Raw genomic sequence first — 24,684 nt, 5'->3', positions numbered from 1 at the left:
CGACCGTTCATCACGCCCATACTTCGGTGGTCCTGTTCCTCCGGCGACGCTCATCGCCTCGGAACGACCGGTCGTCTACACGAGGGTGTACTGAATCACTCCCTTGCCGTTTCGTGGGAGACGAGCGCGGCGCAACGGCACCAGAGCGGTGCCGGTGACTCGCGTTCAGCCCGGACAAGGAGGCGAACTTCATGGACTGGTCGGAGAAGGGTTGGCGCAGCGCCTTCCGGATCGAGCTGCGGGCGCAGGCCATCGGTCTCGCGTCCCGGGGCTGGCCGGTGCTGCCCGGAACCTTTCCGGCGAACTCGGGATGGGCCGGCCGCAGTGGTGCCGATGCGGAGGGGCCCTTGCCCGTGCACAGTGACTGGCAACAACGACTCGGCACCAATCCGGACCAGGTCGCTTCGTGGTGGTCGGGCAGGCCGTACAGCCTGCTGGTCGCCACGGGGCAGGTGGTCGGAGCCGTCGAGGTCGACGCGGGTCTCGGTCGCAGTGCGGCAGTGGCGCTGCGCTCGGTGGGAATGCCGGTTCCCATCGTGGCCACCCCGGATGGACGGTGGTACTTCCTGACCCGCGGTGATCAGGAGTTCGACGGTGAACTCGCCGCCCACCCGGGAATCCACCTGCACGGATCGGGCAGTTGGATACCGATGCCTCCGAGCACGTTCCCTCAGGGAGTCGTGCACTGGAGGGTCGCACCGCAGGTGTGCGGCTGGCAGCTTCCCGCTGTCGAACTGGTGCAGGAGGCCCTCTACGCCGGTCTGCACGAACGTCCGGATGTGGCGATCCTCGCCGTAACCGAGTAGGTGACGACTCGTGTTGACCTCGTGTGAGCCGAGTGGATCGGCACCGCGCCCCGGTGTGCCGGGCGGCGACAGGAGAGAATCGCGAACCATCGGTGGCGCGTCAGCGGTGCCTCGGTGCGTGTCGATCCTCCTGCGGTGGCCCGCACAACCCGACCGATCACACGGGTGTCTCGCACCCGGTCAGCACGGCGTCGAGGACAGCCACTGCCCCTGCCTTGTCCAGCGGTTCGTTGCCATTGCCGCACTTCGGCGACTGAACGCAGGACGGGCAGCCTGCCGGGCACTCGCAGGAGGCGATCGCTTCCCGCGTCGCGGCCAGCCATGGGAACAGCGCGGCGAAGCCGCGGTCGGCGAATCCGGCGCCCCCCGGATAACCGTCGTGCACGAACACCGTCGCCTCCCCGGTGTCCTCGTGCACGGCGGTGGAGACACCGCCGATGTCCCATCGGTCACAGGTCGCGAACAGCGGTAGCAGGCCGATCGCCGCGTGCTCGGCGGCATGCAGCGCGCCGGGGATGCGTGCCGGCTCCAGGCCGGCGCACCCCGGCGCGCTGCCACGGAGCAGCTCGTCGCTTGCGGTGTACCAGACCGCACGGGTCACGAGCGTGCGAGCGGGCAGGTCCAGCGGAACCTGATCGAGAATCTCCCCCGAGGGCAGCCGCCGGAGGTAGCCGACGACCTGCGAAGTGACCTCCACGTCGCCCAGGTTGACCGAAACGCCGGCCGCCGTACGGCGGGACTCCCAGGTGTGCAGCACGGCAATGTGGGTCTCGTCGCGAGGTGCGGTCGTCCACTCCGGGTTTCCGGCATGGACCAGCGCAAGGCCGCCGTCGAGGTCCAGTTCGTCCACGACGAAGGACTCGCCCTGGTGCAGGTACACCGCACCGGGGTGCACGGTTCCGGGCGCCGATTCCGGGTCCACGGTGCCCAGCATCCGTCCCGAATCGCCTTCCACCACAGCGACCTGCTCCCCACCCGTGCCGCGCAGCTCCACCGACCGGTGCGGGCGTTGCCGGGAGGTCCAGTACCAACCGTGCGGGCGTGCCCGCAGCACGCCCGCGGCCGTGAGCGCCTCCACCGATTCGCGCGCCGGAGATCCCCCGAAGGAGTCCAGGGATTCCTCGCCGAGCGGGAGTTCCGCAGCCGCACAGGCGAGATGGGGCTCCAGCACGTACGGGTTGGCCGGATCCAGCACCGTGGTCTCCACCGGCTGTTCCAGCACGGCAGCCGGGTGATGCACGAGGTAGGTGTCCAGCGGATCGTCCTGCGCCACGAACACCACCAGTGCTTCCTCGCCGTCGCGCCCGGCCCGGCCCGCTTGTTGCCAGAACGAGGCGAGGGTGCCCGGATAGCCCGCGACCACCACCGTGTCCAGTCCGGCGATGTCCACGCCGAGCTCCAGCGCATTGGTCGCGGCCACCGCGATCAACTCTCCCGACAGCAGACGGCGCTCCAGCTCACGTCGCTCCTCCGGGAGGTAGCCACCACGGTAGGCGGCGACTGTGGCGGGCAGCGCTTCGTCCACCTCGGCCAGCGCACGCCGGGCCGCCAGAGCCGCCGCCTCCACTCCGCGCCGGGAGCGGAGAAACGCCAGCGTGCGAGCGCCGTCGATGACCAGATCGGTCATGATGCGTGCTGTCTCACTGCCTGCCGAGCGGCGTACCGGAGCCCCGTTCTCCCCGTGTGGCCCCTCCTCCAGCAGCGGTGGTTCCCACAGGGCGACCGTTCGCCCACCTCGTGGCGAGCCGTCGTCGGTCACCGCTCGGCAGGGCATGCCGGTGAGGCGCAGGCCCAGCGCTTCGGGGTCCGACACGGTCGCCGAGGCCAGCACGAACACGGGGTCCGCTCCGTAGTGCCGGGCCACCCGGCGCAGCCGGCGCAGCAGCAGTGCCACGTGTGAGCCGAACACGCCGCGGTAGGTGTGGCACTCGTCGACGACGACGTGGTGCAACCGGCGGAAGAAGTGCGCCCACCGGGAGTGCTGGGGCAGGACACCGTGGTGGAGCATGTCCGGGTTCGTGAAGACCCACCGAGCGTGTGCGCGCACCCAATCCCGCTCACCTCTGGGGGTGTCGCCGTCGTAGGCGGCGGCTCGGATGCCGTTCAGGCCGAGGTCGGTGACGGCACGAAGCTGGTCGGCACCCAGCGCTTTGGTGGGGGCGAGGTACAGGGCCGTGGCGCGATCGTCCGCGTGCAGGCGGGAGAGCACGGGCAACTGATAGGCCAGGGACTTGCCCGAGGCGGTGCCGGTGGCGATGACGGTGTTCGTGCCCGACCACACCGCGTCGGCGCCTTCTGCCTGATGGGTCCAGGGACGTTGCGCACCGTGGGCGCGCAGAGCGGCCACCACCTCGTCGGCTGCCCACTCCGGCCATGGTGCGTGGCGTGCCGGCCGGGCGGGAAGGTGCTCGACGTGTCGCAGCGGTGACTCGCCGGCTGGGGTTCCCGCCAGTACGCGATCGAGCAGCTGCCGCCCCCTGTCCTGAACCTGCCGGGTTCGCCCTTGTCGAGTCACCTGTCGAGCCTCGCACAAACCGAGTGCGTCGCCTCTGCCTTCCCCGCCTGCGGACACACACCGGCGGCCTCGATCGAGTGATTTTCGGGCCGGTTTGCCCGATATGTCGGGCGCCTACCTTATATCACCCGTTCGGACCAAATCACGAAGCCTTCGAAAGAGTGATCAACAGGGATCAGTATCGGTACAGTACCGGCAAAACCGCACGTCGATGGGAGTCACAAATCACACCGTGAGGTAAGACACGTGGGGTCTGCATAGACTGCCCAGCCAACGACGTCGCTCCCGGCGGGCAGGCAGAAGCCGCCGGGGCGGGGCCGGTACCGCGCGCCGGAGGCGACGCCTGTCTCCGGCGGAGAACCGAGCACAAATCAGGAGGACGGATGTCCCTGCTCACTGCGGTCCAGTCGCCCTGGGCCCAGGGCACTGCACCACCGAGCTCGTCGAATCGGAGTGACCTCGCCCAGGACCCGGCGACCCACCACGTTCTTGCCCAAAACCCCGCAGCACAGGAACTCCAACTCGGTACCGCGGACTACACCATCCTCGGTGTGGTGCTCGTGGTCGCTCTGGCCGCACTGGCGTTCGGCTACATGCTCATCAAGGAGGTATTGGCCGCGGGGCAGGGCTCCAGCCGGATGCAGGAGATCGCCAAGGCCGTTCAGGAAGGTGCCTCGGCCTACCTCAATCGGCAGTTCAGGACCCTGGCCGTCTTCGCCGTCATCGTGTTCCTGCTGCTGTTCGTGCTGCCCGCCGAAACCATCGGCCAGCAGATCGGCAGGTCGATCTTCTTCCTGTTCGGTGCGGCGTTCTCGGCCGTGATCGGCTATCTCGGTATGTGGTTGTCCACGCGCGCGAACCTGCGGGTGGCCGCCGCGGCCAACGACCCCGCCGGCGGGCGTGAGAAGGCGATGCGCGTGGCATTCCGCACCGGCGGTGTGGTCGGGATGAGCACCATCGGACTCGGGTTGCTCGGTGCGACGCTGGTGGTGCTCGTCTATGCGGGCCATGCACCGCGCGTTCTCGAGGGATTCGGTTTCGGAGCGGCCCTGCTGGCGATGTTCATGCGTGTCGGCGGCGGCATCTTCACCAAGGCCGCCGACGTCGGCGCCGATCTGGTCGGCAAGGTCGAGCAGAACATCCCCGAGGACGACCCGCGCAACGCCGCGACCATCGCCGACAACGTCGGCGACAACGTCGGCGACTGCGCCGGGATGGCTGCCGACCTCTTCGAGTCCTACGCGGTCACCCTGGTCGCCGCGCTGATCCTCGGTACGGCGGCATTCGGTCAGCAGGGACTCCTGTTTCCGCTGATCGTGCCCGCCATCGGCGTGATCACGGCCGTGCTCGGTGTCTACATCACCAGGGCCAGGTCCGGGGAAAGCGCGCTGACCGCGATCAATCGCTCGTTCTACATCTCGGCCGGAATCTCCGGAGTGCTGTGCGCGGTCGCCGCCGTGGCCTACCTGCCGGGCTCGTTTGCCCAGCTCGACGGTGTCTCCGAGAACGTCCGGTCGCAGGCGGGAAGTCCCGCGCTGATCGCGCTGGTGTCGGTGGTGATCGGCATCCTGCTGGCGGTGGTCATTCTCAAACTCACCGGGTACTTCACCGCCACGGAGAACCGCCCGGTGCGTGACGTGGGCAAATCCTCGGCGACGGGGCCTGCCACGGTTATCCTGACCGGTCTGTCCGTCGGTTTCGAATCCGCCGTCTACACCGCGCTGGTGATCAGTGCGGCCGTCTTCGGTGCCTTCCTGCTGTCCGGCTCGCTGGCGGTGGCCCTGTTCGCGGTGGCTCTGGCAGGCACGGGCCTGCTGACCACGGTCGGTGTGATCGTGGCGATGGACACCTTCGGTCCCGTCGCCGACAACGCACAGGGCATCGCCGAGATGTCCGGGGAGTTCGAGGGTGAGGGAGCGCAGGTGCTCACCGAACTCGACGCGGTCGGCAACACCACGAAGGCGATCACCAAGGGCATTGCCATCGCGACGGCCGTGCTGGCCGCGACGGCCCTGTTCGGGTCCTACCAGGATGCGATCACCACCGCACTGGCCGACGTCGGCGGTGCGCTCGCCGCCCGGGAGTTCCTCGTCTTCGCACCGAACGTGCTGGTCGGCGTGGCCATCGGCGCGGCGGTGGTGTTCCTGTTCACGGGTCTGGCGATCAACGCGGTCTCCCGTGCCGCGGGGGCGGTCGTCTACGAGGTGCGCCGCCAGTTCTCCGCCAAGCCGGGGATCATGGACGGTTCCGAGCGGCCGGAGTACGGCCGGGTGGTCGACATCTGTACGCGGGACTCGTTGCGCGAGCTCGCGACCCCGGGGCTGCTCGCGGTGCTGGCACCCGTCGCCGTCGGCTTCGGCCTGGGCGTCGGGCCGCTGGCGGGTTATCTCGCGGGGGCGATCGCCACGGGCACGCTGATGGCGATCTTCCTGGCCAACTCCGGTGGTGCCTGGGACAACTCGAAGAAGCTCGTCGAGGACGGCTACCACGGCGGCAAGGGCTCCGAGGCGCACGCGGCGACGGTCATCGGCGACACCGTCGGCGATCCGTTCAAGGACACCGCCGGCCCGGCGATCAACCCGCTGCTGAAGGTGATGAACCTGGTATCGGTGCTCATCGCTCCGGCCGTGGTGTTCTTCGCGGTGGGCGACAACGCTTCGCCGGTGATACGGACCACGATCGCCGTGGTCGCCACGGCCGTCATCGTCGTCGCGGTGGTGGCCTCGAAGCGGCGCAGCACCGCCATCGCCGACGCCCCGTCCGACCAGGACAAGCTGGTCAACGGCGCCACCTGACCCGGGTTGCGGGGGCGTTCGGAGGTGACGACCGCCCGAGCGCCCCCGCTCACGTCCGTCACCATCACATCCCCGTGTGCGCACACTGCCGCCACGGGCAGATCCGGCCACCCCGCCCCGGTGGTCGCACGGCGAGACGGTCACGCCGGGGCACCTGTGCGGACCGGTCAATGGCATGGTGGGTTTCAGTGAGGTCGGCAGTACCGGTTCGTCCGGCGACGACGAGCCCGGCCGGGCAGCATCCGGACACGGACCTCCTGTGCTCGCCGACCAACCGCATTGGAGTGTGCATGGCATTCCGTTCCACGTCCGCCGCGGTGCTGGCCGCTGTCCCGCTCGCGCTTGCGGGCTGTTCCCAGGGTGCTCCCGCGCCGTCATCGGCTCCGCCGCCGAGTGCTCCGCCCACGGCCACCTCGGCACCGGCGCCGGACGGTCCCAAACCCGAAAGTGTGGCCTGGACGAATCGATTGTGCGAACTCGTCGGGGGCTTCGCGGCATCACAGCGGAGCAGCCCTCCGGCCGACAAGAGCAGCCGGGAGGCCTTCAAGACCTCCGCGGTCTCCCAGCTCGACTCGGCGATACGGAAGGCCGACGACACACTCCACGGGATCCGGACCATGCGGCCTTCACCGATCCCTGGAGCCGAGAGCGTCACGAACGAGTTCGAGAAGGGCTTCGTCCGGGTGCGTGATGTTCTCACCACGGCCAGGAACAAGGCCGAGGACGTCGACACCGGCAACGAGCGTGCCTTCACCGCGGGGATGCGGGAGGTGCGCAAGGAGCTCGAGAAGGGCAAGTCGATCAACTTCGGCGCCGGATTCTCCCAGTTCAACAACAACCGGGCGTTGCTCGCGGCCGCTGCGCAGGCTCCTTCCTGTCAATCACTGATCAACCCGCCGTCCGGAGCGCCGCAGCAACCTCCGGCGTCGTCGCAGGCCCCGTCTCCGCAGCCGTCGCGCTGACAGCCGTCCCGTGAGCACTGGCCAAGATCGAACGAGCGTTCTACGATGCCCGCTCGTGGGCCAGCTGTCCTTCTTCTCGGCCGAGGCGCGGTTGCCGCGGATCGCCGATCTCGCCGGGATACTGTGCGGGCCGGGCCAGGCGGTCGGGTTCGGCCGCGGTACGGCAGCGCGGCTCTCGGTCGTGGTCGCCGACACGTGGCGGGCGGATTCGCTGGTCGCAGCGTGTGCGGAACGGGGTGTGGAGGCCGAGCTCGGTCGTTCCGACGAGGGATACCCGTTGCTGCGCACGGCCTTTCGTGCGGATCTGACCGAACTCGCCGGGCGATGGTTGCGCGGGGCGGTCAAATCGGTGCCGAGCGAGTTCGTTCCCGATGGTCCGGTGCTGCGGCTGTGGGTCCTGACCGCAGGGCACCCGGATGCGGGGGGTGGTTACTCTCTCGGTCTGGACCCGCATGCACCGGACACGCACGCGCCGCTGGCTTCGGCCCTCGACAGGGCCGGGCTCCCCGCGAAGCTGGTCGGCCCGCGCGGTGGCGGCCCCGTGTTACGAGTGTCGGGCCGGCGCCGGGTCGAGCGGCTCGCCGAGCTGGTGGGGCCTGTGCCCGCGGGCGCGGTCGGACGTTGCTGGCCACCGGCTCCCTGAGGCGTTCGACACAGCTCCTGTCTTCTCCGGCGGCGGAACACGCCGGGAGTGAGGTGCGTTCGCACTGGTGAAATGCGCATGGCCGGGCGTTGTGTGCAACGCTGTGCGTCCCCCGGCACGGCATGGTGAGCTGTACACGGTGCACACTGGCCAATCGGACATCTTTGTGAGAGACGAGAGCAGGTAGGCGTGGTTGGCTCGACACGAACGAGGAAGAACGGCGACAACAGCCGGGATTCCCGGACATCCGACGGAGCGGGGTCCGGCGGCCGGCGATTGGTGATCGTCGAGTCGCCGGCGAAGGCGCGCAAGATCGCTTCCTTCCTCGGTTCCGAATTCGTGGTCGAATCCTCCCGTGGCCACATCCGCGACCTGCCGCGGGGTGCTGCCGACGTGCCCGCCAAGTACAAGGGGCAGTCCTGGGCGCGGCTGGGGGTGGACGTCGAGAACGATTTCCAGCCGCTGTACCTGGTGACCTCGGACAAGAAGTCCACGGTCGCCGAGCTCGAGGAAGCATTGGCCGATGCCGATGAGCTCTACCTCGCCACGGACGGCGACCGGGAGGGCGAGGCCATCGCCTGGCACCTGATGGAGACGCTCCAGCCGAACGTGCCGGTACGGCGCATGGTGTTCCACGAGATCACCGAGTCCGCCATCCGGTCCGCCGCCGCGAACCCGCGAGAGCTCGACCACGCTCTGGTCGACGCGCAGGAGACCCGCCGTATCCTCGACCGTCTGTACGGCTACGAGGTCAGCCCGGTGCTGTGGAAGAAGGTCATGCCGAAGCTCTCGGCCGGGCGTGTGCAGTCCGTGGCGACTCGGATCGTCGTCGAGCGCGAGCGCGAGCGGATCCGGTTCGTTCCCGCTTCCTACTGGGACCTCTCGGCGACGATGGACGCATCGTCCGGGGCCGCCGACGACGCCACCGGCTCCGGTACCTTCGCCGCTCGCCTGGTGTCCGTGGACGGCGCCAAACTGGCTTCCGGCCGTGACTTCGGCCCGGACGGCCGGTTGAAGAACGACGATGTCCGGTTGCTCGACGAGGCGGCGGCACGGCAACTGGTCGAGGGACTGTCCGGCGCCGAACTGGCCGTGTCCAGTGTCGAGGAGAAGCCGTACACGCGGAAGCCGTACGCGCCGTTCATGACGTCCACGCTGCAGCAGGAAGCCGGCCGCAAGCTGCGCTTCTCGGCCGACCGCACGATGCGCACCGCGCAGCGGCTCTACGAGAACGGCTACATCACCTACATGCGCACCGATTCCACGACGCTGTCGGAGACGGCGATCGCGGCGGCGCGCGACCAGGCACGGCAGCTGTACGGGGAGGATCATCTCTCGCCGCAGCCGCGGCAGTACAACCGCAAGGTCAAGAACGCGCAGGAGGCGCACGAGGCGATCCGTCCTGCGGGGGAGAACTTCCGGACTCCCGGTGAGCTCGCCCGGGAGCTCGATGGTGACGGGTTCAAGCTCTACGAACTGATCTGGCAACGCACCATTGCCTCGCAGATGGCCGATGCCAAGGGCACCACACTGTCGGTACGCATCACCGGCACCGCCGCAGGCGGTGAGGAGTGCACCTTCGCCGCCTCGGGCCGGACCATCACCTTCGCCGGATTCCTCAAGGCCTACGTCGAGTCGGTGGACTCGGAGGCAGGGGGCGTCGCCGACGACGCCGAATCCCGCCTCCCGCGGCTCGTGCAGGACCAGGCGGTCGCCGCGACCGAACTGTCCCCGGACGGCCACACGACGAATCCGCCTGCCCGCTACACGGAGGCGAGCCTGGTCAAGGCTCTCGAGGAGTTGGGGATCGGACGCCCGTCGACCTACGCCTCGATCATCAGCACCGTGCAGGAGCGCGGCTATGTGTGGCGCAAGGGTTCGGCGCTGGTGCCGTCCTGGGTCGCATTCGCCGTCGTCGGGCTGATGGAGAAGCACTTCGGGCGGCTGGTGGACTACGACTTCACCGCCGCGCTGGAGGACGAACTCGACCGCATTGCCGAGGGCGCGCAGCAGCGCACCAAGTGGTTGTCGGGTTTCTACTTCGGGGGCGATGTCGGCCCGAACGACTCGATCGGCCGCGCCGGGGGATTGAAGCGACTCGTCGGTTCCGGTGTCGAGGACATCGACGCGCGCGAGGTGAACTCGATTCCGATGTTCACCGACGACCAGGGGCGCACGGTGTACGTCCGCGTCGGGCGGTACGGCCCGTATCTGGAGCGTCCCCTGCATGCCGGCGAGGACGGCGGCGAGTCGCAGCGCGCGAACCTGCCCGATGCACTGCCGCCGGACGAGTTGACCGCCGAGGTCGCCGAGAAGCTGTTCGCCACTCCGATGGAGGGCCGCAGTCTCGGCACCGACCCGGAATCGGGGAACGAGGTCGTGGCCAAGGACGGCCGCTTCGGCCCGTACGTCACCGAGCTCCTGCCCGAGGGTTCCAAGTCGAAGCCTCGTACGGGCAGCCTGTTCAAGTCGATGTCGCTGGACACGGTGACTCTCGACGATGCGCTCCGGTTGCTGTCCCTGCCCCGGGTCGTCGGTACCGACCCGGAGTCCGGTGAGGAGATCACAGCCCAGAACGGCCGTTACGGCCCCTACCTGAAGAGGGGTACGGACTCGCGGTCGCTGGAGACCGAGGAACAGATCTTCACGGTGACTCTCGACGAGGCCCTGAAGCTCTACGCTCAGCCCAAGCAGCGGGGGCGCCGTGCGGCAGCGGCGCCGTTGCGCGAGCTCGGCGAGGAGCCGGACACCGGCAAACCGCTGGTCGTCAAGGACGGCCGGTTCGGCCCTTATGTCACCGATGGTGAGACGAACGCCTCGCTGCGCAAGGGGGACACGGTCGAGGAGCTGACCATGGAGCGGGCCGCGGAGCTGATCGCCGAGCGGCGTGCCAAGGCGCCGCCGAAGAAGAAGAGCTCGAAGAGCAACGGCTCCTCCGGCAACGGGTCGAAGGGATCCGGCGCGAAGAGCTCGACGTCGACCGCTAACGGGACGAAGAGTTCGGGCACGAAGAGCTCGAACACGAAGAGTTCGGGGACGAAGAGTTCGGGCACGAAGAACTCGAACACGAAGAGTTCGGGGACGAAGAGTTCGGGCACGAAAAGCTCCGGCGCGAAGAGCTCGGCTTCGAAGGCTCGCTGACGGAGTAGGTCACGATGGAGCGCAGCGAAACGGGACATGCGCCCGACCCGCTCGGGGACGTCCCCTCCGGCGGACCGGAACCTGCCACCGGCGTGTGGTCCGAGATCGTGGGGCAGCCCGACGCGGTGCACGCGCTCGTCGCGGCGGCACGAGCCGCCGCCCTCCGGGTACGGGGCGAATCCGGCGATACCGGGGCGATGACCCATGCGTGGCTGTTCACGGGTCCCCCCGGGTCGGGGCGTTCGGTGGCCGCGCGTGCCTTCGCAGCAGCTCTCGAGTGCACCGCCGTGTCCGGGGATACACCCGGTTGCGGGCAGTGCTCGGCGTGCCGCACGGTGCTGAGCGGAACCCACGCCGACGTGCAGGTGGTCGTGCCGGAAGGGCTTTCCATCTCGGTTTCCGAGATGCGCTCGCTGGTTCAGGCTGCCGCGCGCAGACCCTCGACGGGCCACTGGCGGGTGGTGCTGATCGAGGATGCCGACCGGCTGACCGAGGGCGCGGGCAATGCGTTGCTCAAGGCCGTCGAAGAACCTCCCGACCGTACGGTGTTCCTGTTGTGCGCACCGTCGGACCATCCGGCCGACATCCCGGTCACGATCCGCTCGCGCTGTCGCCCGATCCGGTTGCGCACTCCGCTCGCCGGGCCGATCGCCGAGGTCCTGCAGGAGCGGGACGGAGTGCCCGCCGAGTCGGCTCGGTGGGCGGCTTCGGTCTGCGGCGGGCACATCGGGCGTGCCCGGCGGCTTGCGACCGATCCGCAGGCGCGCGAGCGGCGCGAGGCGGTGTTGCGCATCCCGCTGGGACTGCAGCGCTTCTCGGACGTGTACTCCGCGGCGGGAGAACTCGTGCGCCTCGCCGAGGCGGAGGCCACCGCTGCCAACGAGGCCCGCGATGAGGCGGAGAAGGAAGAACTCCGTACTGCGATGGGCGGCGGTGGCACGGGGAAGGGAACGGCGGCGGCCACGCGCGGTGCGAACGCGGCATTGCGGGAGCTGGAGAAGAAGCAGAAGTCCCGTGCGACGCGCTCGCAGCGGGACGCGCTGGATCTCGCGCTGATGGACCTGGCCGGTTTCTACCGGGACGTGCTGGCGACGCGATTCGGTTCCACGGCGCCGTTGAACCACCCGGACTGCGCCCGTGACGTGTCGAAGGCGGCCACGGAATGGACGTCGGAGACGGCGCTGCGCCGGTTGGAGGCCGTGCTGGAGTGCCGTACCGCGTTGGCGCGCAATGTCAAACCGCTCTTCGCCGTCGAGGCGTTGGTCGCCACCCTGCATCAGTAGACCCTGCATCAGGAGACGGTGTTCCTGCTCGAGGCGAGCCGAGGTTTCGCTTCGCGATCGTGGTTGCCGGTATGCGTGGTGCCGGGAACCGTCCGCTCCGAGCATCACGCGTACCGCACCCGCTCAGTTGCGTCTGGGCGTGGCGGCGACGAGGACGGCCCCGGCGAGCAGCAGTGCCGTGCCGGTCCAGAACAGCGGCACGGTGTGATACGCGCCGCTGGTGACGGCCAGCCGGGGAACCTGCGAGGATCGGCTGTCGACGGCCGCCGGTGCAGCCGATGTGGCCGGGGCGGCCGGTGGGGCCGCGGATGCGGGGACATCACAGTGGACACCCCCCGCGGGAGCGTCGGCACGGACGGCCTGCTCGCCGAACGAGATCTTGGCCAGCGAGGTGTCCAGACCCAGCGGTTCGCCGGGCAGCAGCGTCACGTCGAGCATCCGTGCGAGTGCGCGGACCTCGTCTCCGTTGGCGGACTTCTGCACGTCGCCGATGCTCAACCGCAGTACGCCGATGTCGACGACGTCGGGCATCTCGGGATGGCCCACCAACGGCAGATCGGAGTCGACGCCCGATCCCGGCATCGGAACACCGATGGGCACGTCGAGTTTCGGGTCCGTCGCACTGAGCGTGCCGAGCGTTTCGCCGCCTTGGGAGACGCGCAGCACCGGTGCCTGGTATTCCACAGTGGAGGTCTTCGGGTCTCCGGTGGAGGTGGCCGTCAGTGTCGGCTCGCTGACGACGTCGACCCGGAGTTGCTGCTTCGTCCCCGCGAACAGGCGGAGGCTGCCGATCCGGAACCGCGAGACGGCTCGGACTGCTTTGCCGTCCTGGCTCGGCACATCGACGAGCCGAGTGGTGGAGTGCGCCCGGATCGCCCCGGGCACGCTCAGCAACGATCCCGCCTCGCCTTTCGCTTCGGTACGTCCTTCGAGGAGACCGCCGAGCCGGGACAGTGGTCCGGCCATGTCGCCGAGCCGCTCGGCGAGCGCGCCGACGGCCGCAGTGTCCTCTTCGGAGGACGCGCCGGATCCGGACAGCAGGGAAGCCGACTCGCCCGGCCCGGACGGCAGTGCTGGCAGGGCGTTGACGGCGGAGACGCCGGCCAGCGACGTCTCCGCGTCCGCGATGGGCTGGGCACACGGCCCGAGCCGTTTGTCCCAGCGCGCGTGCACGCTTCCTTCGACGAGTCCCGCGTCGAACAGTTTGCTCGCGGGAGAGGAAGGTGGGCGCAGTCCGCTCGTGGTGGGCTGCGCGTGGTCCGGCAGGGCCGTCTGGGTCAGCGATCCGGGCAGCTGCGGCATGTTGCCGCCCACCGCGAAGCCGAACGGAGCCGATTCGGCGATGGCGCGTTCCTGTGCGAGGTAGGCCTCGGAGTTCGCCTGCGCCACGGCGATCCCCATCCCGGCCTCGAGCAGCGATTGCTTCGGCAGCTTGTCGTCGAACTCGGGGTCGTCGATGATCGAGTCGCCCGGTACCGCGTCGGGCAACACCCGCAGCATCCCGATTCCGGTGCCCGCCTCGGCCACCACCGGGCCGGGCTGGGCAACCGGGGGCGGTTGTGAGGCCGGTGGCTGCCCGGGGTCCTGCGGCTCGGGGACAGGCGTGGTCGGCGGTGCGCTCTGTGCGGTTGCCGCAGGCAGCGTCAGGCACACCGCTGCCAGCGACGCGGCCGAGCAGGCAGCGACGCGGCGGAACGAGCGAAGTCGCATCCATGATCCTTCGGTCCGTGGCGGATACCCCTGCCACGCTCAACGAGCAGGGGGTGTGGCGGTGACGTTTCGCCGGGCCGCTACACTGGTTCCCGGCTACGCCGCCTTAGCTCAGTCGGACAGAGCGACGCACTCGTAATGCGTAGGTCGGGGGTTCGATTCCCCCAGGCGGCTCCACTCACGACCGGCCACCTTCCGCATCCCGGAGGGTGGCCGGTTTGTCGATCGGGCGGCCGACGCGTACCGGGCCCGGTGACGGCTTGTGCGGTGAGCGCGCATTGCCGGGCTTTTCTCGATCCCCCTGCGAGGGCACCGTGCGGCGCACTCCGGGATGGCCTCGCTGTGATCCGGGGCACGAATCGGTTGTTCGGTCGGTTCGGCTGCCGGCTTCGAAAGAGGCGGGGAACCTGTGAGTGTGACCGGAAATTTATCAATTCGGCCTTCCGTCACCCCGTCAGCCGATTGCTGTCTTGCCGCGGAGCTACTTCGATCACACTGACGTTTGAAGGGATCGATGTGATGGGCAGTGCAGAGGCGAGCACGGGAATCATCGGGGGAGGGGTGATTTCCGGGGAATCGCATCCGGACGACATTCAGTTGCGGCTCGGGGAACGGACCGAGCAGTTGCACCGCGCGAAGCTGCTGCAGCGATTTCTGCTGATGTGGGCATTTCCGGGGAATGTCGTGCTGTTCGCGGCGTCGCTGGGCTGCTTCACCGTGCTCCCCGAGCCGCCGTTCTGGTTGCTGGTGTCGGCTGTCGTCGTGCCGATCGGCTCGGTCGTCGTATCCGCGCGGATGCTCTACCGCAGGCACTTCACGATCCGTGCGCTGGAGACGCAACTACGGGAACTCCATCGTGCACACCGCGAGCAACTCCTCGAAGACCTCGGAGCGGGCGATCTGCTCGCCGCGCAGAAGCGGTACCGGCTTTTCCTGCCGGAAACCGTGGAGCAGTACCGCATCGAGGCGCGCAGGCATCGCAGGGCGTACAACGCGCTGCAGGCGGTGATCATCGGCGGATCGATCATCGCCTCCGTGATCGTGGCCGCCTCGGTGTCCTTCCCGAATGCGCGCTGGCCCGCGGTCGGGATGAGCCTGCTGGTCGCCGTCACGGCCGCCTTCGCGGGGTATTCGCGGTACCGGGAGCGCGGTATCAACCTGCAGCAGACCGCCGACGCCCTGGAGCGCGAATACCACTCGGTGGAGCTTCGTGTCGGCAAGTACCGCCGGTTCGAGGACGAGCGTGCCGCGTACACCGAATTCGCGCACGAGGTCGAGGCACTGCGGGAGGAGCACGCCAAGCGCCAGCAGCAGGTTGGTCAGGCCGGCGTACCGGATGTGGTGATGTAGTCACGTGGTCCCCCGTGTCGGAGGGGAAGTGACACGACGGAGGGGCGGATTCGGTGAGTTTTGCTCACGTTCGGTTGCTCTCCACGGCCATGGTGATCGCTGAACCGTGGCCGGTGATCGTTCCGTACTCTCAGCGCGGCGCGCAGGGAAAGGCCCCCGAAAGCACCTGCGCAGAGAGGAGCAAGGCGATGAAACGCACCTTGACCGCAGCGGCCACCGTGCTGGCAAGCGGTGCGGGAGCGGTCGGCTTCGCCGGTACCGCCGCCGCAGCCGAGTCCCCGGAGCTGCCCACTCAACTGCCCGTGGACAACGGTGTTGCTCAGACCGCGTACCACGCCGCGGGCGCTGTGCACTCGGTGACCACGACGGTCGGTGAGGTGGTGCCGATGCAGGAGCAGGCGACCGTGCGATCCGCCGAGGAGAGCAGGAGTCCGCTCGGCGGCGAGGGCAACCCGGTGCAGGGTCTGCTCGGCGGTGGCAGCAACCCGGTGCAGGGATTGGTCGGCGGCGAGGGCAACCCGGTGCAGGGTCTGCTCGGCGGTGGCAGCAACCCGGTGCAAGGTCTGCTCGGTTGACCATGCTTCACGACGAAGGCCCTCGCCCGCTTCCGGTTCGGGCGAGGGCCTTCGTCATTGAAGCGTGCTTTCAGAGGCTGTCTTGCAGCTTGATTGGGTGGTTGCTGAACCGCCGTCTCAGCTGGCGCCTTGCTGCGTTGCAGGCCACATCAGGTAGCCACCTACATCACGTGGCCTACTGCCTTGCAATGCATCCAGCTGAAACGCCGGAGGTGGTCACCCTGCTCAGGCTGATCCCTCAAGCGAAAAAGCCAATTCGAAGATAGGCACTCAGTGGCCGTGCTGCTTGGCTCGCTCGAAGGAGCGCTTGATCTCCGTCTCGGCCTCGTCACGGCCGACCCAGGTGGCGCCCTCCACGCTCTTGGCAGGCTCCAGGTCCTTGTAGACCTCGAAGAAGTGCTGGATCTCCAGCTTGTGGAACTCGGCGACATGATGAATATCACGCAGGTGTTCCTGACGCGGGTCGTCGGAAGGCACGCAGATGACCTTGTCATCCCCGCCCTTCTCGTCCCGCATCCGGAACATGCCGATCGCGCGGGCGGTGATCAGGCAGCCCGGAAACGTCGGCTCCTGCACGAGTACCAGAGCATCCAGCGGATCGCCGTCCTCACCGAGGGTGTCCTCGATAAAGCCGTAGTCTGCCGGGTACTGGGTGGCGGTGAACAGCGTCCGGTCGAGACGAATCCGCCCCGTTTTGTGGTCCACCTCGTACTTGTTCCGGTTCCCCTTGGGGATCTCGATCGTGACGTCGAACTCCACGCGGTTCCTCACTCGTCTTGCGTCGGGTGCGGCCATGACGCTCGCACGTACGGCCACACCTAGTGTGGACCACGACAGTTCGCCGAGCCGCACCGCAGTGTGTGAGCTCGCATCCGCACCGCCGGGCGTCTCGCCGAGGAGGAGCACGTGTCCGAGCCTCACAACCCATCGGGTGAGGTACCCGACAGCGGGGCCGACGATGCATCCCCCGATTCCGGGGACGCTTCTCGACCGTCGGCGCGGCCTGCCGGCGAGACCGAGCAGGAGTCGGAACCCGCCTGGCCGGTGGAGGATCCGGAAGAACCGGCGGGAGTTGGTGAGCAGGGCGGGACTCGGCCGGAGCAGGAACCGGAACGCTCGGACGGGTTCGCGCATCTCGAGGAGCTCGAGCAGGACACCGATCGGATCGGCTGGAAGCGCGGGTACGGCACCGAGGCGGCGGCACCGGAGCCGGGGCGGTCGAGTGGCGAACCGGGTGCCGGAACATCGACGGTGCGGGTCTCGCCCGTGCCGCCGCCCGGCCCGTCCGAGGAGCCGACCCGGCAATTCCCCCGCCCGGACTTCAGCGGCCCGCCACCGGAGTGGCAGCGGCCCGTTCACCCGGTGGGTTTCGCCGCGCATCCCGATTCCCGGCAAGGTTCGCGGCAGGATCCCGTGCCCCCACCTGCGCCCCGGCCCGACGAAGCCGTGCCCGGAGCCGCTTCCGGGTGGGCGGAACCACACGGTGCACAGGGAACTTCCGCTCCGGAGACGCCGGAGTGGAACGCGCCTCCGGATCCGGAAACGGCCGGGACTTCCCCGGCCGTGCCGCTGTACCGCAGACGCGGGGTCCTGGCAGCCGTGTCCCTGGCAGCCGTCGTCGTGCTGGCTGCCGGCCTCGTGGTCGGCGGTTCGGTGCTGTTCGGCGACGGACCCGACCGGCGGGCCGAGCCACCGCCACCCGTGCAGCTGCGCCCCGCGATCAAACCGCTCCGTGGCTCCGGCGCCGAGCTCGGCAGGCAGCAGCTCTCCGCGGTCCTGGAACAGGCCGTGTCGAACCCCGCGCTGGGCACGTTCGGCGGGGTCGTGGTCGATCCGGCGAGTGGCAGAACACTGTGGCAGCACAGCGCACAGCAGGCGCTCATCCCGGCCTCGACCGCCAAGCTGTTCACCGCGAGTGCCGCCCTGCTCGCCCTCGATCACCGGCACCGGTTCAGTACGAAGGTGGTACGGGGAACCGAGCCCGGCAGCGTGGTCCTCGTCGGTGGAGGCGATCCGACCCTGTCGTCCCTGCCGGAAGACGCCGAGTCCGTCTATCCCGGCGCCGCCCACCTCGACACGCTCGTCGCCGAGGTGAGGAAGGCCACCGGCGGGGAGGTGACTTCGATCACCGTCGACACGAGCCGCTACACGGGCCCGGAGCTGGCCCCGGGGTGGCTTCCGGAGGACGTTCGCAACGGCTATGTCGCCCCCGTCGAGCCGGTGATGCTCGACGGCGGACGTGCCGATCCGGGAAGCGCCGTCAGCCGCCGCAGCGAGCAGCCTGCGCTCGATGCGGGGCGCGAACTCGCCCGCAGGCTCGGCGTGCCCACCTCCGAGGTCGCTCTCGGCGAGGCACCGCCGGACGCGCCGGTGTTGGGCGAAGTCGAGTCGGCGACCGTCCAGCGGATGGTGCGCACCGCGTTGCAGCGCTCGGACAACGTGCTCGCCGAAGCACTGGCCAGGGAAGTGGCGATCTCCACCGGCTTCGACGCCTCGTTCGCGGGGGCGACCGCCGCCATTCGCACGGTGCTGACCAACAGCGGGATCGACCTCGCCGGTACGCACCTGGCCGACGGGAGTGGTCTTTCCCTGCAGGACAGGGTCACTCCCACCGCGCTCGGATCGCTGCTGGCATCGGCGAGCGCTCCCGTCGGTTCCGAGAGTGCGTTGCCTGCGAGCGCGACGAAGAAGTTGCGTGCCCTGCTGCCCGCGCTTCCCGTCGCGGGCAGCAGTGGCAGCCTGGAGAGTCGCTACCAGGAGGAAGCATCGAACGCCCGGGGTTGGGTCCGCGCCAAGACCGGCACGCTGAGCGACGTCAACAGCCTTGCGGGCACGGTCGTCACCCGCGGCGGACACCTGCTCGTATTCGCGATGATCTCCAACGGCACACCCGCCGACGTTGCTCGACCGGCGCTGGATGCGGTGGCGGCTGCCCTGCGCACCTGCGGTTGCCGGTGAAGGATGATCGAAGTCCGCTCGGGTGCTCGCGGCCTCGCCCGGCTGCCCGAGCGGGGGTACGGTCGAGTATGTGAATCCCCGGTCGTCCGCTCTTTCCCCGCCCGCCCGGAATCGCGATGGCGGTTCCGGGACCGTGGGCAGCCGGACCGTGGACTGGAATGTCGCGGTCTCCACCGCCACCCGGCTGATCAAGGCAGGGCCGAGCGTTCCGCGAGCGGAGGCCGACCGTGCCGTGCGAGCCCTGCGTGAGTTCAGCGTGCGCGCGGAAACCCACGTGCGGGAGACGACCGGACTCGGGCAGGATCTGCCCGTTGTCGAAGGTGACGTCGTCGACCGGCCCGGCTGGCTGCACGGTGCGGCACGCGGGCTCGCCGAACTCACCGATGCCGCGCTGGACACGGCCGACATCGACCTCGAGCGCGGCAATGGCGAGCTGCTGGGTGGACTCGGTAGCCGCAGTGCGGGTGTGCAGGCGGGCGCCGTACTGGCCTACCTGGGCACCAAGGTGCTCGGGCAGTACGATCCCTTCGCGCCGGTGCCCGGCGAGGACCGCTCCGGCAGGCTCCTGCTGGTCGCCCCGAACATCGTGGCGGCCCAGCAAGCTCTGGAGGTCCCGGACGAGGATTTCCAGATGTGGGTGTGCCTGCACGAATCGACACATCGCCTGCAGTTCAACGCCGTACCGTGGCTGCGGGAGCACTTCGCCGCCGGCCTCGGAGACCTGCTCACCGAGATGGAGGGATCGGTGGGCGAAGTGCTGAGCCGAGTGCCCGCGGCGGTTCGCGAGATGCGACCGGGCCGGGACGGAAACGAGCGGCACGGGGCCGGCGAGCCCAGCCCCGGCATGCTCGGTGTGATCGAGCTGCTGCAAAGCCCCCGGCAGCGAGCCGCGATGGATCGGATCATCGCGATCTCCACACTGCTGGAGGGGCACGCCGACCACGTTATGGACGCCGTCGGGCCGCAGGTGGTGCCCACCGTGCACACCATCCGCAAGCGGTTCACCGAGCGGCGGGCGGGCGGCGGTCTGCTCGACCGGTTGCTGCGCAGCCTGCTCGGCGTCGACGCGAAGATCAAGCAGTACGCGCAGGGCGCTGCCTTCACCAGGCACGTTGTGGACACCGTCGGGATGGAGGGCTTCAACGCCGTGTGGAGCGGCCCGGAGTACCTCCCGTCCCGCGCGGAGATCACCGACCCGGCCACCTGGATCCACCGCGTCCACGGATAGGAGAGTCTGCGGATCGTGGCTACTCGATGTGCCGACTCCCGGCGTCGAGGCGACGTCCGAGGTTCCGCCACCGCACCACTGCGCAAGCCGACCGCATACTCTCCACTCCCTCCGGGAGAGAATGGGGCTGTGCCACCAGCTCCCGCCGTGAGCGCCGTGCGCGCCGCTGTCCGCCGTCTCCTCGACTCCGCCGAGGCAGCTCCCCACCTCGAAGCGCCCGTGGTGGTCGCCTGCTCCGGGGGAGCGGATTCACTGGCGCTCTCCGCCGCAGCCACGCACGTGGCGCACCGGCGCGGCATCGCGGTGCACGGAGTGATCGTCGACCACGATCTGCAGTCCGGTTCCGCCGAGGTGGCAGCCCGTGCCGCCGAACAGCTCGACGAACTCGGGTGCGACGAGGTCCGCACGATCCGGGTCGAGGTCGAGGGTGCCGGAGGGGTCGAGGCGGCGGCGCGCCGAGCGCGCTATGCGGCTCTGCGCGAGGCACGTCCGCACGGTGCGCTCGTGCTGTTGGGGCACACTCTCGACGACCAGGCCGAGACGGTGCTGCTCGGGCTCGGTCGCGGTTCGGGACCGAGGTCGGTCGGGGGGATGCGGCCGCTGGACGGGCCGTGGGCCCGCCCGTTCCTGGAGGTGCCGCGCCGTACGACCCTGCAGGCTTGCCGGGAACTCGGCCTGCGGCCGTGGCAGGATCCCCACAACGAGGATTCCCGGTTCACGCGGGTGCGCCTGCGCACCGAAGCCCTTCCGCTGCTCGAAGAGGTGCTGCAGGGTGGGGTCGCGGCTGCGCTGGCCCGAACCGCCGAGCAGTTGCGTGACGACACCGACGCCCTGGACGCTTTTGCCGACAACGCTCGCAGGCGCGTCGAGTCGGACGGGGTGCTCGATGCCGCTTCCCTGGCCTCCGAGCCCGCTGCGGTGCGGCGACGGGTTTTGCGCGCATGGTTGCTGGATCGGGGTGTTCCCGAACTCAGTGATGCCCACCTGCGCCAGTCGGACGCGCTCGTCGGGGACTGGCGTGGTCAGGGCGGTCACGCTCTGCCGGGCAACTTCGTGCTGCGACGTGCTCGTGGGACGCTTCTGGTGGAATGGGGTGAACGCGTACCGCCGACAGGGTGAGTGACGGGTGAACGCGCACCAGGTATCGAGAGGGGAAGCAGGGCCGTGTACGACGGCGACATTGCCTCCGTGCTCATCTCCGAGCAGCAGATCAATGACAAGATCACCGAACTGGCCAAGCAGATCGATGAGGATTATCAGCACCTCCGGGGAGGTGACTTGGTGCTGGTGGGAGTGCTCAAAGGGGCCGTGATGGTGATGACCGATCTCGCCCGAGCGCTTCCCCAACCTGCCCAGTTGGAGTTCATGGCGGTCAGTTCCTACGGCTCGTCGACCTCCTCGTCCGGGGTGGTGCGCATCCTCAAGGATCTGGACCGCGATATCGCGGGCAAGCACGTGCTGATCGTCGAGGACATCATCGATTCCGGCCTGACGTTGTCGTGGCTGCTGAAGAACCTGGCCTCGCGCGACCCGGCCTCCCTGGAGGTCTGCACGCTGCTGCGCAAACCCGATGCCGTGCAGGTCGAGGTGCCGCTGCGGTATGTCGGCTTCGACATTCCCAACGAGTTCGTCGTCGGTTACGGTCTCGACTTCGCCGAGCGCTATCGTGACCTGCCCTATATCGGCAGTCTCGATCCGAAGGTCTACACCTCCGGGGCGTAGGAATGTGTCCTGCCGCTGGACTGTTGAGGTATAAAGGTGACGGATCGGACAGCCGATCAAGGCACCCCGCCGGGATCGGTTCCTGCGAAAGCTGGGGCCCTCCTGCGGGGGATGCATCGGTTCGTGTGCCGCTGGGTAGTGAATCATCGTGAGTACGGATGGTTGTCGACGGCGGTGGCGAGCGGTGCCGCACGGACACGGCTTGTCGGTCACGCTCCGGCCGATTCGGTCACCCGGTGCTTCGAAACACAACTGCTGCTCACTGCGGGAACTGTTGAGGTTTCCCGACCGTTGACGTCGGTGGGTGGGTAGTCTGGAATGCCTGCGGAACGACTCGTGCAGCTTCGCTGCTGCGGCGAGCGGTACGCTGGTCTGAACCGGGGGTGGACGTCGACATGGACGCCTACCGCCGCCCGACGTGAAAGTCAGGGAGGGTCGAGGCCGCCCCGCCGGCCGCAAGTGAATGGACCGAAAGCGCCTGCTCCGCAACCCGCTGCTGTGGCTCCTGGCGGTGTTGCTGCTGTTCTACGGCTTCAACGTGCTCTTCGACGACACGCGGGGCTATACCGACGTGTCCACGTCGAAGGCCCTGCAACAGATCTCGCAGGGCAACGTGGCCGAGGCCACCATCGAGGACAAGGAACAGCGGCTCAAGCTCACCCTGAACCAGGGAGTCCAGGTCCAGGGCAGCAACCGCATCATCGCGCAGTTCCCCGCCGGCGCCACCGACGAGATCGTCGGTGAGATCCGCCAGGCCAACATGGGCAACTGGAACACCGAGGTGTCCCAGAGTTCGTTCTGGAGCCAGTTGCTCATCTACATGATCCCGCTGGGACTGCTCGTCCTGCTGCTCATGTGGATGATGAACAACGCCCAGGGCGGTGGAAACCGGGTCCTCAACTTCGGCAAGTCCAAGGCCAAGCAGTTCACCAAGGACATGCCGAAGACGCTGTTCGGCGATGTCGCGGGCGCGGACGAGGCCGTCGAGGAACTGCACGAGATCAAGGACTTCCTGCAGCATCCGACCCGATACCAGGCGTTGGGTGCGAAAATTCCCAAGGGCGTACTGCTGTACGGGCCCCCGGGGACCGGTAAGACGCTGCTCGCTCGCGCCGTCGCGGGCGAGGCCGGAGTGCCGTTCTACTCGATCTCCGGTTCGGACTTCGTGGAGATGTTCGTCGGTGTGGGTGCCTCGCGGGTGCGTGACCTGTTCGAGCAGGCCAAGCAGAACGCGCCGTGCATCGTGTTCGTCGACGAGATCGATGCCGTCGGGCGCCAGCGCGGTGCGGGCCTGGGCGGTGGCCACGACGAGCGCGAGCAGACGTTGAACCAGCTGCTGGTCGAGATGGACGGGTTCGACTCGCGGGGCGGCATCATTCTGATCGCCGCGACCAACCGGTCGGACACGCTGGACCCGGCGCTGCTGCGCCCCGGTCGTTTCGACCGCCAGATCCCGGTTTCCGCGCCCGATCTGCGCGGTCGCAAGGCCATCCTCGGGGTGCACTCCAAGGGCAAGCCGCTGGCGCCGGATGCGGACATGGAGGGTCTGGCCAAGCGCACCGTCGGCTTCTCCGGTGCCGATCTGGAGAACGTCGTCAACGAGGCGGCGCTGCTCACCGCACGGGAGAACGGTCAGCTCATCACGGCGGCGGCTCTGGAGGAGTCGGTCGATCGGGTCATCGGTGGCCCACGCCGCAAGAACAAGATCATCTCGGATCGTGACAAGAAGATCACCGCCTACCACGAGGGCGGTCACGCACTGGCCGCCTGGGCGATGCCGGACCTGGAGCCGGTCTACAAGCTCACGATCCTGCCCCGTGGCCGCACGGGCGGGCACGCGCTGGTCGTCCCCGAGGACGACAAGGACATGATGACCCGGTCGGAGATGATCGCCCGGCTGGTGTTCGCGCTGGGTGGCCGCTCGGCCGAGGAGCTGGTCTTCCACGAGCCCACCACGGGTGCCTCCAGCGACATCGACCAGGCCACCAAGATCGCCCGTGCGATGGTGACCGAGTACGGCATGACGGCGCGGCTCGGCGCGGTGAAGTACGGCAAGGAGGAAGGTGACCCCTTCCTGGGTCGTTCGGCGGGACAGCAGCCGAACTACTCGTTCGAGGTCGCCCATGAGATCGACGAGGAGGTGCGCAAGCTCATCGAGGCCGCGCACACCGAGGCGTGGGAGATCCTCAACACCTATCGTGATGTGCTCGACAACCTGGTGTTGGAGGTCATCGAGCAGGAGACGCTGAACCGCCAGGAACTGGAGCGCATCTTCGCCAGGGTGGAGAAGCGTCCCCGGATCACCGCGTTCAACGACTTCGGTGGACGTACGCCCTCGGACAAGCCGCCGGTGAAGACGCCCGGGGAAGAAGCCAGGGAGCGTGGCGAGCCGTGGCCGCCGCCCACCGAGGAGCCGACTCCGGCCCCGGTCGGTGCCGCACCGAGCCCGAACGGTTCGGGGGCACCGCAGTACGGCTGGTCCCAGTACGACCAGGCGCAGTATGACCAGGCGCAGTACGGTGACCAGCAGCAGTACGGGCAGCCGCAGCAGGGTCCCGATGGCGCGCAGCATCCCGAGGCGCACGGGCAGCAGGGCCCTGGCCCTCATCAGCCGGGCGGTGACCGGCCGGCTGCGGGGCAGTCCTCGGGAACCCTGCAGTTCCCGCAGAACAACCGGGGCGACCAGCCCCCGCAGGGCGTGCCTCCGAACTACGGTGCTCCTCCCGGCTGGACTCCGGCGACCTCACCCGCGGGCCGTCCGGAACAGCAGGCGGCCGGTCAGCAGCCGTACAACTGGGTGCCCTCCTGGGAGCGGGGCCAGCAGGGTCAGGCACAGCCGAACCACTTCGGCGCCGAGTCCAACGGTCGGCCGGGACCGAATGCGGAGGGAGCTCCTTCGCAGGGTGAGCAGCACGGCGAGCAGTCCCGCGGCGGTCCGTCCGACTCGAGGTCGGACTCCGACGACGAGAACGGGAACGGCACCGCAAGCCGGTAGC

The 24,684-nt window shown here is 68.8% G+C and carries 16 protein-coding genes and 1 tRNA gene; 14 read left to right on the top strand and 3 right to left on the bottom strand.

Annotated features, from left to right (window positions below; translation table 11 throughout):
• Window positions 1-191: 191 nt before the first annotated feature.
• Window positions 192-806, top strand: coding sequence for a bifunctional DNA primase/polymerase (locus DFQ14_RS17025; RefSeq protein ID WP_114454300.1), 615 nt, complete (start codon window positions 192-194; stop codon window positions 804-806).
• Between the two features lie 157 nt (window positions 807-963).
• On the opposite strand, the gene DFQ14_RS17020 is transcribed toward DFQ14_RS17025, so the two are convergent.
• Window positions 964-3,321 carry a DEAD/DEAH box helicase gene (locus tag DFQ14_RS17020; protein WP_114454378.1) on the bottom strand — a complete coding sequence of 786 codons (2,358 nt, stop codon included), beginning with the start codon at window positions 3,319-3,321 and terminating at the stop codon, window positions 964-966.
• A gap of 383 nt (window positions 3,322-3,704) precedes the next feature.
• On the opposite strand from DFQ14_RS17020, the gene DFQ14_RS17015 reads away from it, so the two are divergent.
• From DFQ14_RS17015 to DFQ14_RS16995, 5 genes are all read left to right on the top strand, one after another.
• The gene (locus tag DFQ14_RS17015) at window positions 3,705-6,116 is read left to right on the top strand and encodes a sodium-translocating pyrophosphatase (RefSeq protein ID WP_114454299.1); all 2,412 of its coding nucleotides are present in this window, start codon (window positions 3,705-3,707) and stop codon (window positions 6,114-6,116) included.
• A gap of 290 nt (window positions 6,117-6,406) precedes the next feature.
• A complete protein-coding gene (locus DFQ14_RS17010; protein WP_179951601.1) occupies window positions 6,407-7,078 on the top strand; it encodes a hypothetical protein in 672 nt (223 codons plus the stop codon).
• A gap of 55 nt (window positions 7,079-7,133) precedes the next feature.
• The gene (locus DFQ14_RS17005) at window positions 7,134-7,721 is read left to right on the top strand and encodes a hypothetical protein (RefSeq protein WP_114454298.1); all 588 of its coding nucleotides are present in this window, start codon (window positions 7,134-7,136) and stop codon (window positions 7,719-7,721) included.
• Window positions 7,722-7,910: 189 nt separating this feature from the next.
• Entirely contained in the window at window positions 7,911-10,862 is a 2,952-nt protein-coding gene (gene topA / locus DFQ14_RS17000) for a type I DNA topoisomerase (RefSeq protein ID WP_420810188.1), read from the top strand.
• Between the two features lie 14 nt (window positions 10,863-10,876).
• Window positions 10,877-12,145 (top strand): DNA polymerase III subunit delta', encoded by a 1,269-nt coding sequence (locus DFQ14_RS16995; RefSeq protein ID WP_114454296.1) that lies wholly within the window; start codon window positions 10,877-10,879, stop codon window positions 12,143-12,145.
• Between the two features lie 123 nt (window positions 12,146-12,268).
• On the opposite strand, the gene DFQ14_RS16990 is transcribed toward DFQ14_RS16995, so the two are convergent.
• A complete protein-coding gene (locus DFQ14_RS16990; RefSeq protein WP_114454295.1) occupies window positions 12,269-13,855 on the bottom strand; it encodes a hypothetical protein in 1,587 nt (528 codons plus the stop codon).
• A gap of 100 nt (window positions 13,856-13,955) precedes the next feature.
• On the opposite strand from DFQ14_RS16990, the gene DFQ14_RS16985 reads away from it, so the two are divergent.
• The 3 genes from DFQ14_RS16985 to DFQ14_RS16975 all read left to right on the top strand — a co-directional run bounded on the left by DFQ14_RS16985 (window position 13,956) and on the right by DFQ14_RS16975 (window position 15,780).
• Window positions 13,956-14,032: transfer RNA gene (locus DFQ14_RS16985), tRNA-Thr, on the top strand.
• Between the two features lie 342 nt (window positions 14,033-14,374).
• On the top strand, window positions 14,375-15,205 hold the full coding sequence (locus DFQ14_RS16980; protein ID WP_114454294.1) for a DUF4231 domain-containing protein: 831 nt from the start codon (window positions 14,375-14,377) through the stop codon (window positions 15,203-15,205).
• A gap of 188 nt (window positions 15,206-15,393) precedes the next feature.
• Window positions 15,394-15,780: a hypothetical protein gene (locus DFQ14_RS16975; RefSeq protein ID WP_114454293.1), complete on the top strand. Its 387-nt coding sequence runs from the start codon at window positions 15,394-15,396 to the stop codon at window positions 15,778-15,780.
• Between the two features lie 270 nt (window positions 15,781-16,050).
• On the opposite strand, the gene DFQ14_RS16970 is transcribed toward DFQ14_RS16975, so the two are convergent.
• Window positions 16,051-16,539, bottom strand: coding sequence for an inorganic diphosphatase (locus DFQ14_RS16970; protein WP_114454292.1), 489 nt, complete (start codon window positions 16,537-16,539; stop codon window positions 16,051-16,053).
• A 147-nt stretch (window positions 16,540-16,686) separates the two neighbouring features.
• Between DFQ14_RS16970 and dacB the strand changes: the two genes are divergently transcribed.
• From dacB to ftsH, 5 genes are all read left to right on the top strand, one after another.
• Complete coding sequence (gene dacB / locus DFQ14_RS16965; protein ID WP_246195849.1) at window positions 16,687-18,738, top strand: D-alanyl-D-alanine carboxypeptidase/D-alanyl-D-alanine endopeptidase; 2,052 nt, start codon at window positions 16,687-16,689, stop codon at window positions 18,736-18,738.
• A 133-nt stretch (window positions 18,739-18,871) separates the two neighbouring features.
• Window positions 18,872-19,966, top strand: coding sequence for a zinc-dependent metalloprotease (locus tag DFQ14_RS16960; protein WP_246195850.1), 1,095 nt, complete (start codon window positions 18,872-18,874; stop codon window positions 19,964-19,966).
• Between the two features lie 147 nt (window positions 19,967-20,113).
• The gene (tilS, locus tag DFQ14_RS16955; protein ID WP_257233749.1) at window positions 20,114-21,085 is read left to right on the top strand and encodes a tRNA lysidine(34) synthetase TilS; all 972 of its coding nucleotides are present in this window, start codon (window positions 20,114-20,116) and stop codon (window positions 21,083-21,085) included.
• A gap of 45 nt (window positions 21,086-21,130) precedes the next feature.
• Window positions 21,131-21,688 (top strand): hypoxanthine phosphoribosyltransferase, encoded by a 558-nt coding sequence (gene hpt, locus DFQ14_RS16950; RefSeq protein WP_114454289.1) that lies wholly within the window; start codon window positions 21,131-21,133, stop codon window positions 21,686-21,688.
• A gap of 463 nt (window positions 21,689-22,151) precedes the next feature.
• Window positions 22,152-24,683: an ATP-dependent zinc metalloprotease FtsH gene (gene ftsH / locus DFQ14_RS16945; protein WP_114454288.1), complete on the top strand. Its 2,532-nt coding sequence runs from the start codon at window positions 22,152-22,154 to the stop codon at window positions 24,681-24,683.
• Window position 24,684 lies beyond the last annotated feature (1 nt).

Origin of the sequence: Halopolyspora algeriensis, from assembly GCF_003337235.1 — a bacterium.
In the GTDB taxonomy this organism is placed as follows: Bacteria; Actinomycetota; Actinomycetes; order Mycobacteriales; family Pseudonocardiaceae; genus Haloactinomyces; species Haloactinomyces algeriensis.
This window is presented reverse-complemented; position numbering and strand designations above follow the sequence as displayed.

Bases quoted from the DNA above. Each gene is read 5' to 3' on its own strand.
- DFQ14_RS17025 (WP_114454300.1), top strand. From the start codon at position 192: ATGGACTGGTCGGAGAAGGGTTGGCGCAGCGCCTTCCGGATCGAGCTG.
- DFQ14_RS17015 (WP_114454299.1), top strand. From the start codon at position 3,705: ATGTCCCTGCTCACTGCGGTCCAGTCGCCCTGGGCCCAGGGCACTGCA.
- DFQ14_RS17010 (WP_179951601.1), top strand. From the start codon at position 6,407: ATGGCATTCCGTTCCACGTCCGCCGCGGTGCTGGCCGCTGTCCCGCTC.
- DFQ14_RS16995 (WP_114454296.1), top strand. From the start codon at position 10,877: ATGGAGCGCAGCGAAACGGGACATGCGCCCGACCCGCTCGGGGACGTC.
- DFQ14_RS16990 (WP_114454295.1), bottom strand. From the start codon at position 13,855: ATGCGACTTCGCTCGTTCCGCCGCGTCGCTGCCTGCTCGGCCGCGTCG.
- DFQ14_RS16980 (WP_114454294.1), top strand. From the start codon at position 14,375: ATGGGCAGTGCAGAGGCGAGCACGGGAATCATCGGGGGAGGGGTGATT.
- DFQ14_RS16975 (WP_114454293.1), top strand. From the start codon at position 15,394: ATGAAACGCACCTTGACCGCAGCGGCCACCGTGCTGGCAAGCGGTGCG.
- ftsH (WP_114454288.1), top strand. From the start codon at position 22,152: ATGGACCGAAAGCGCCTGCTCCGCAACCCGCTGCTGTGGCTCCTGGCG.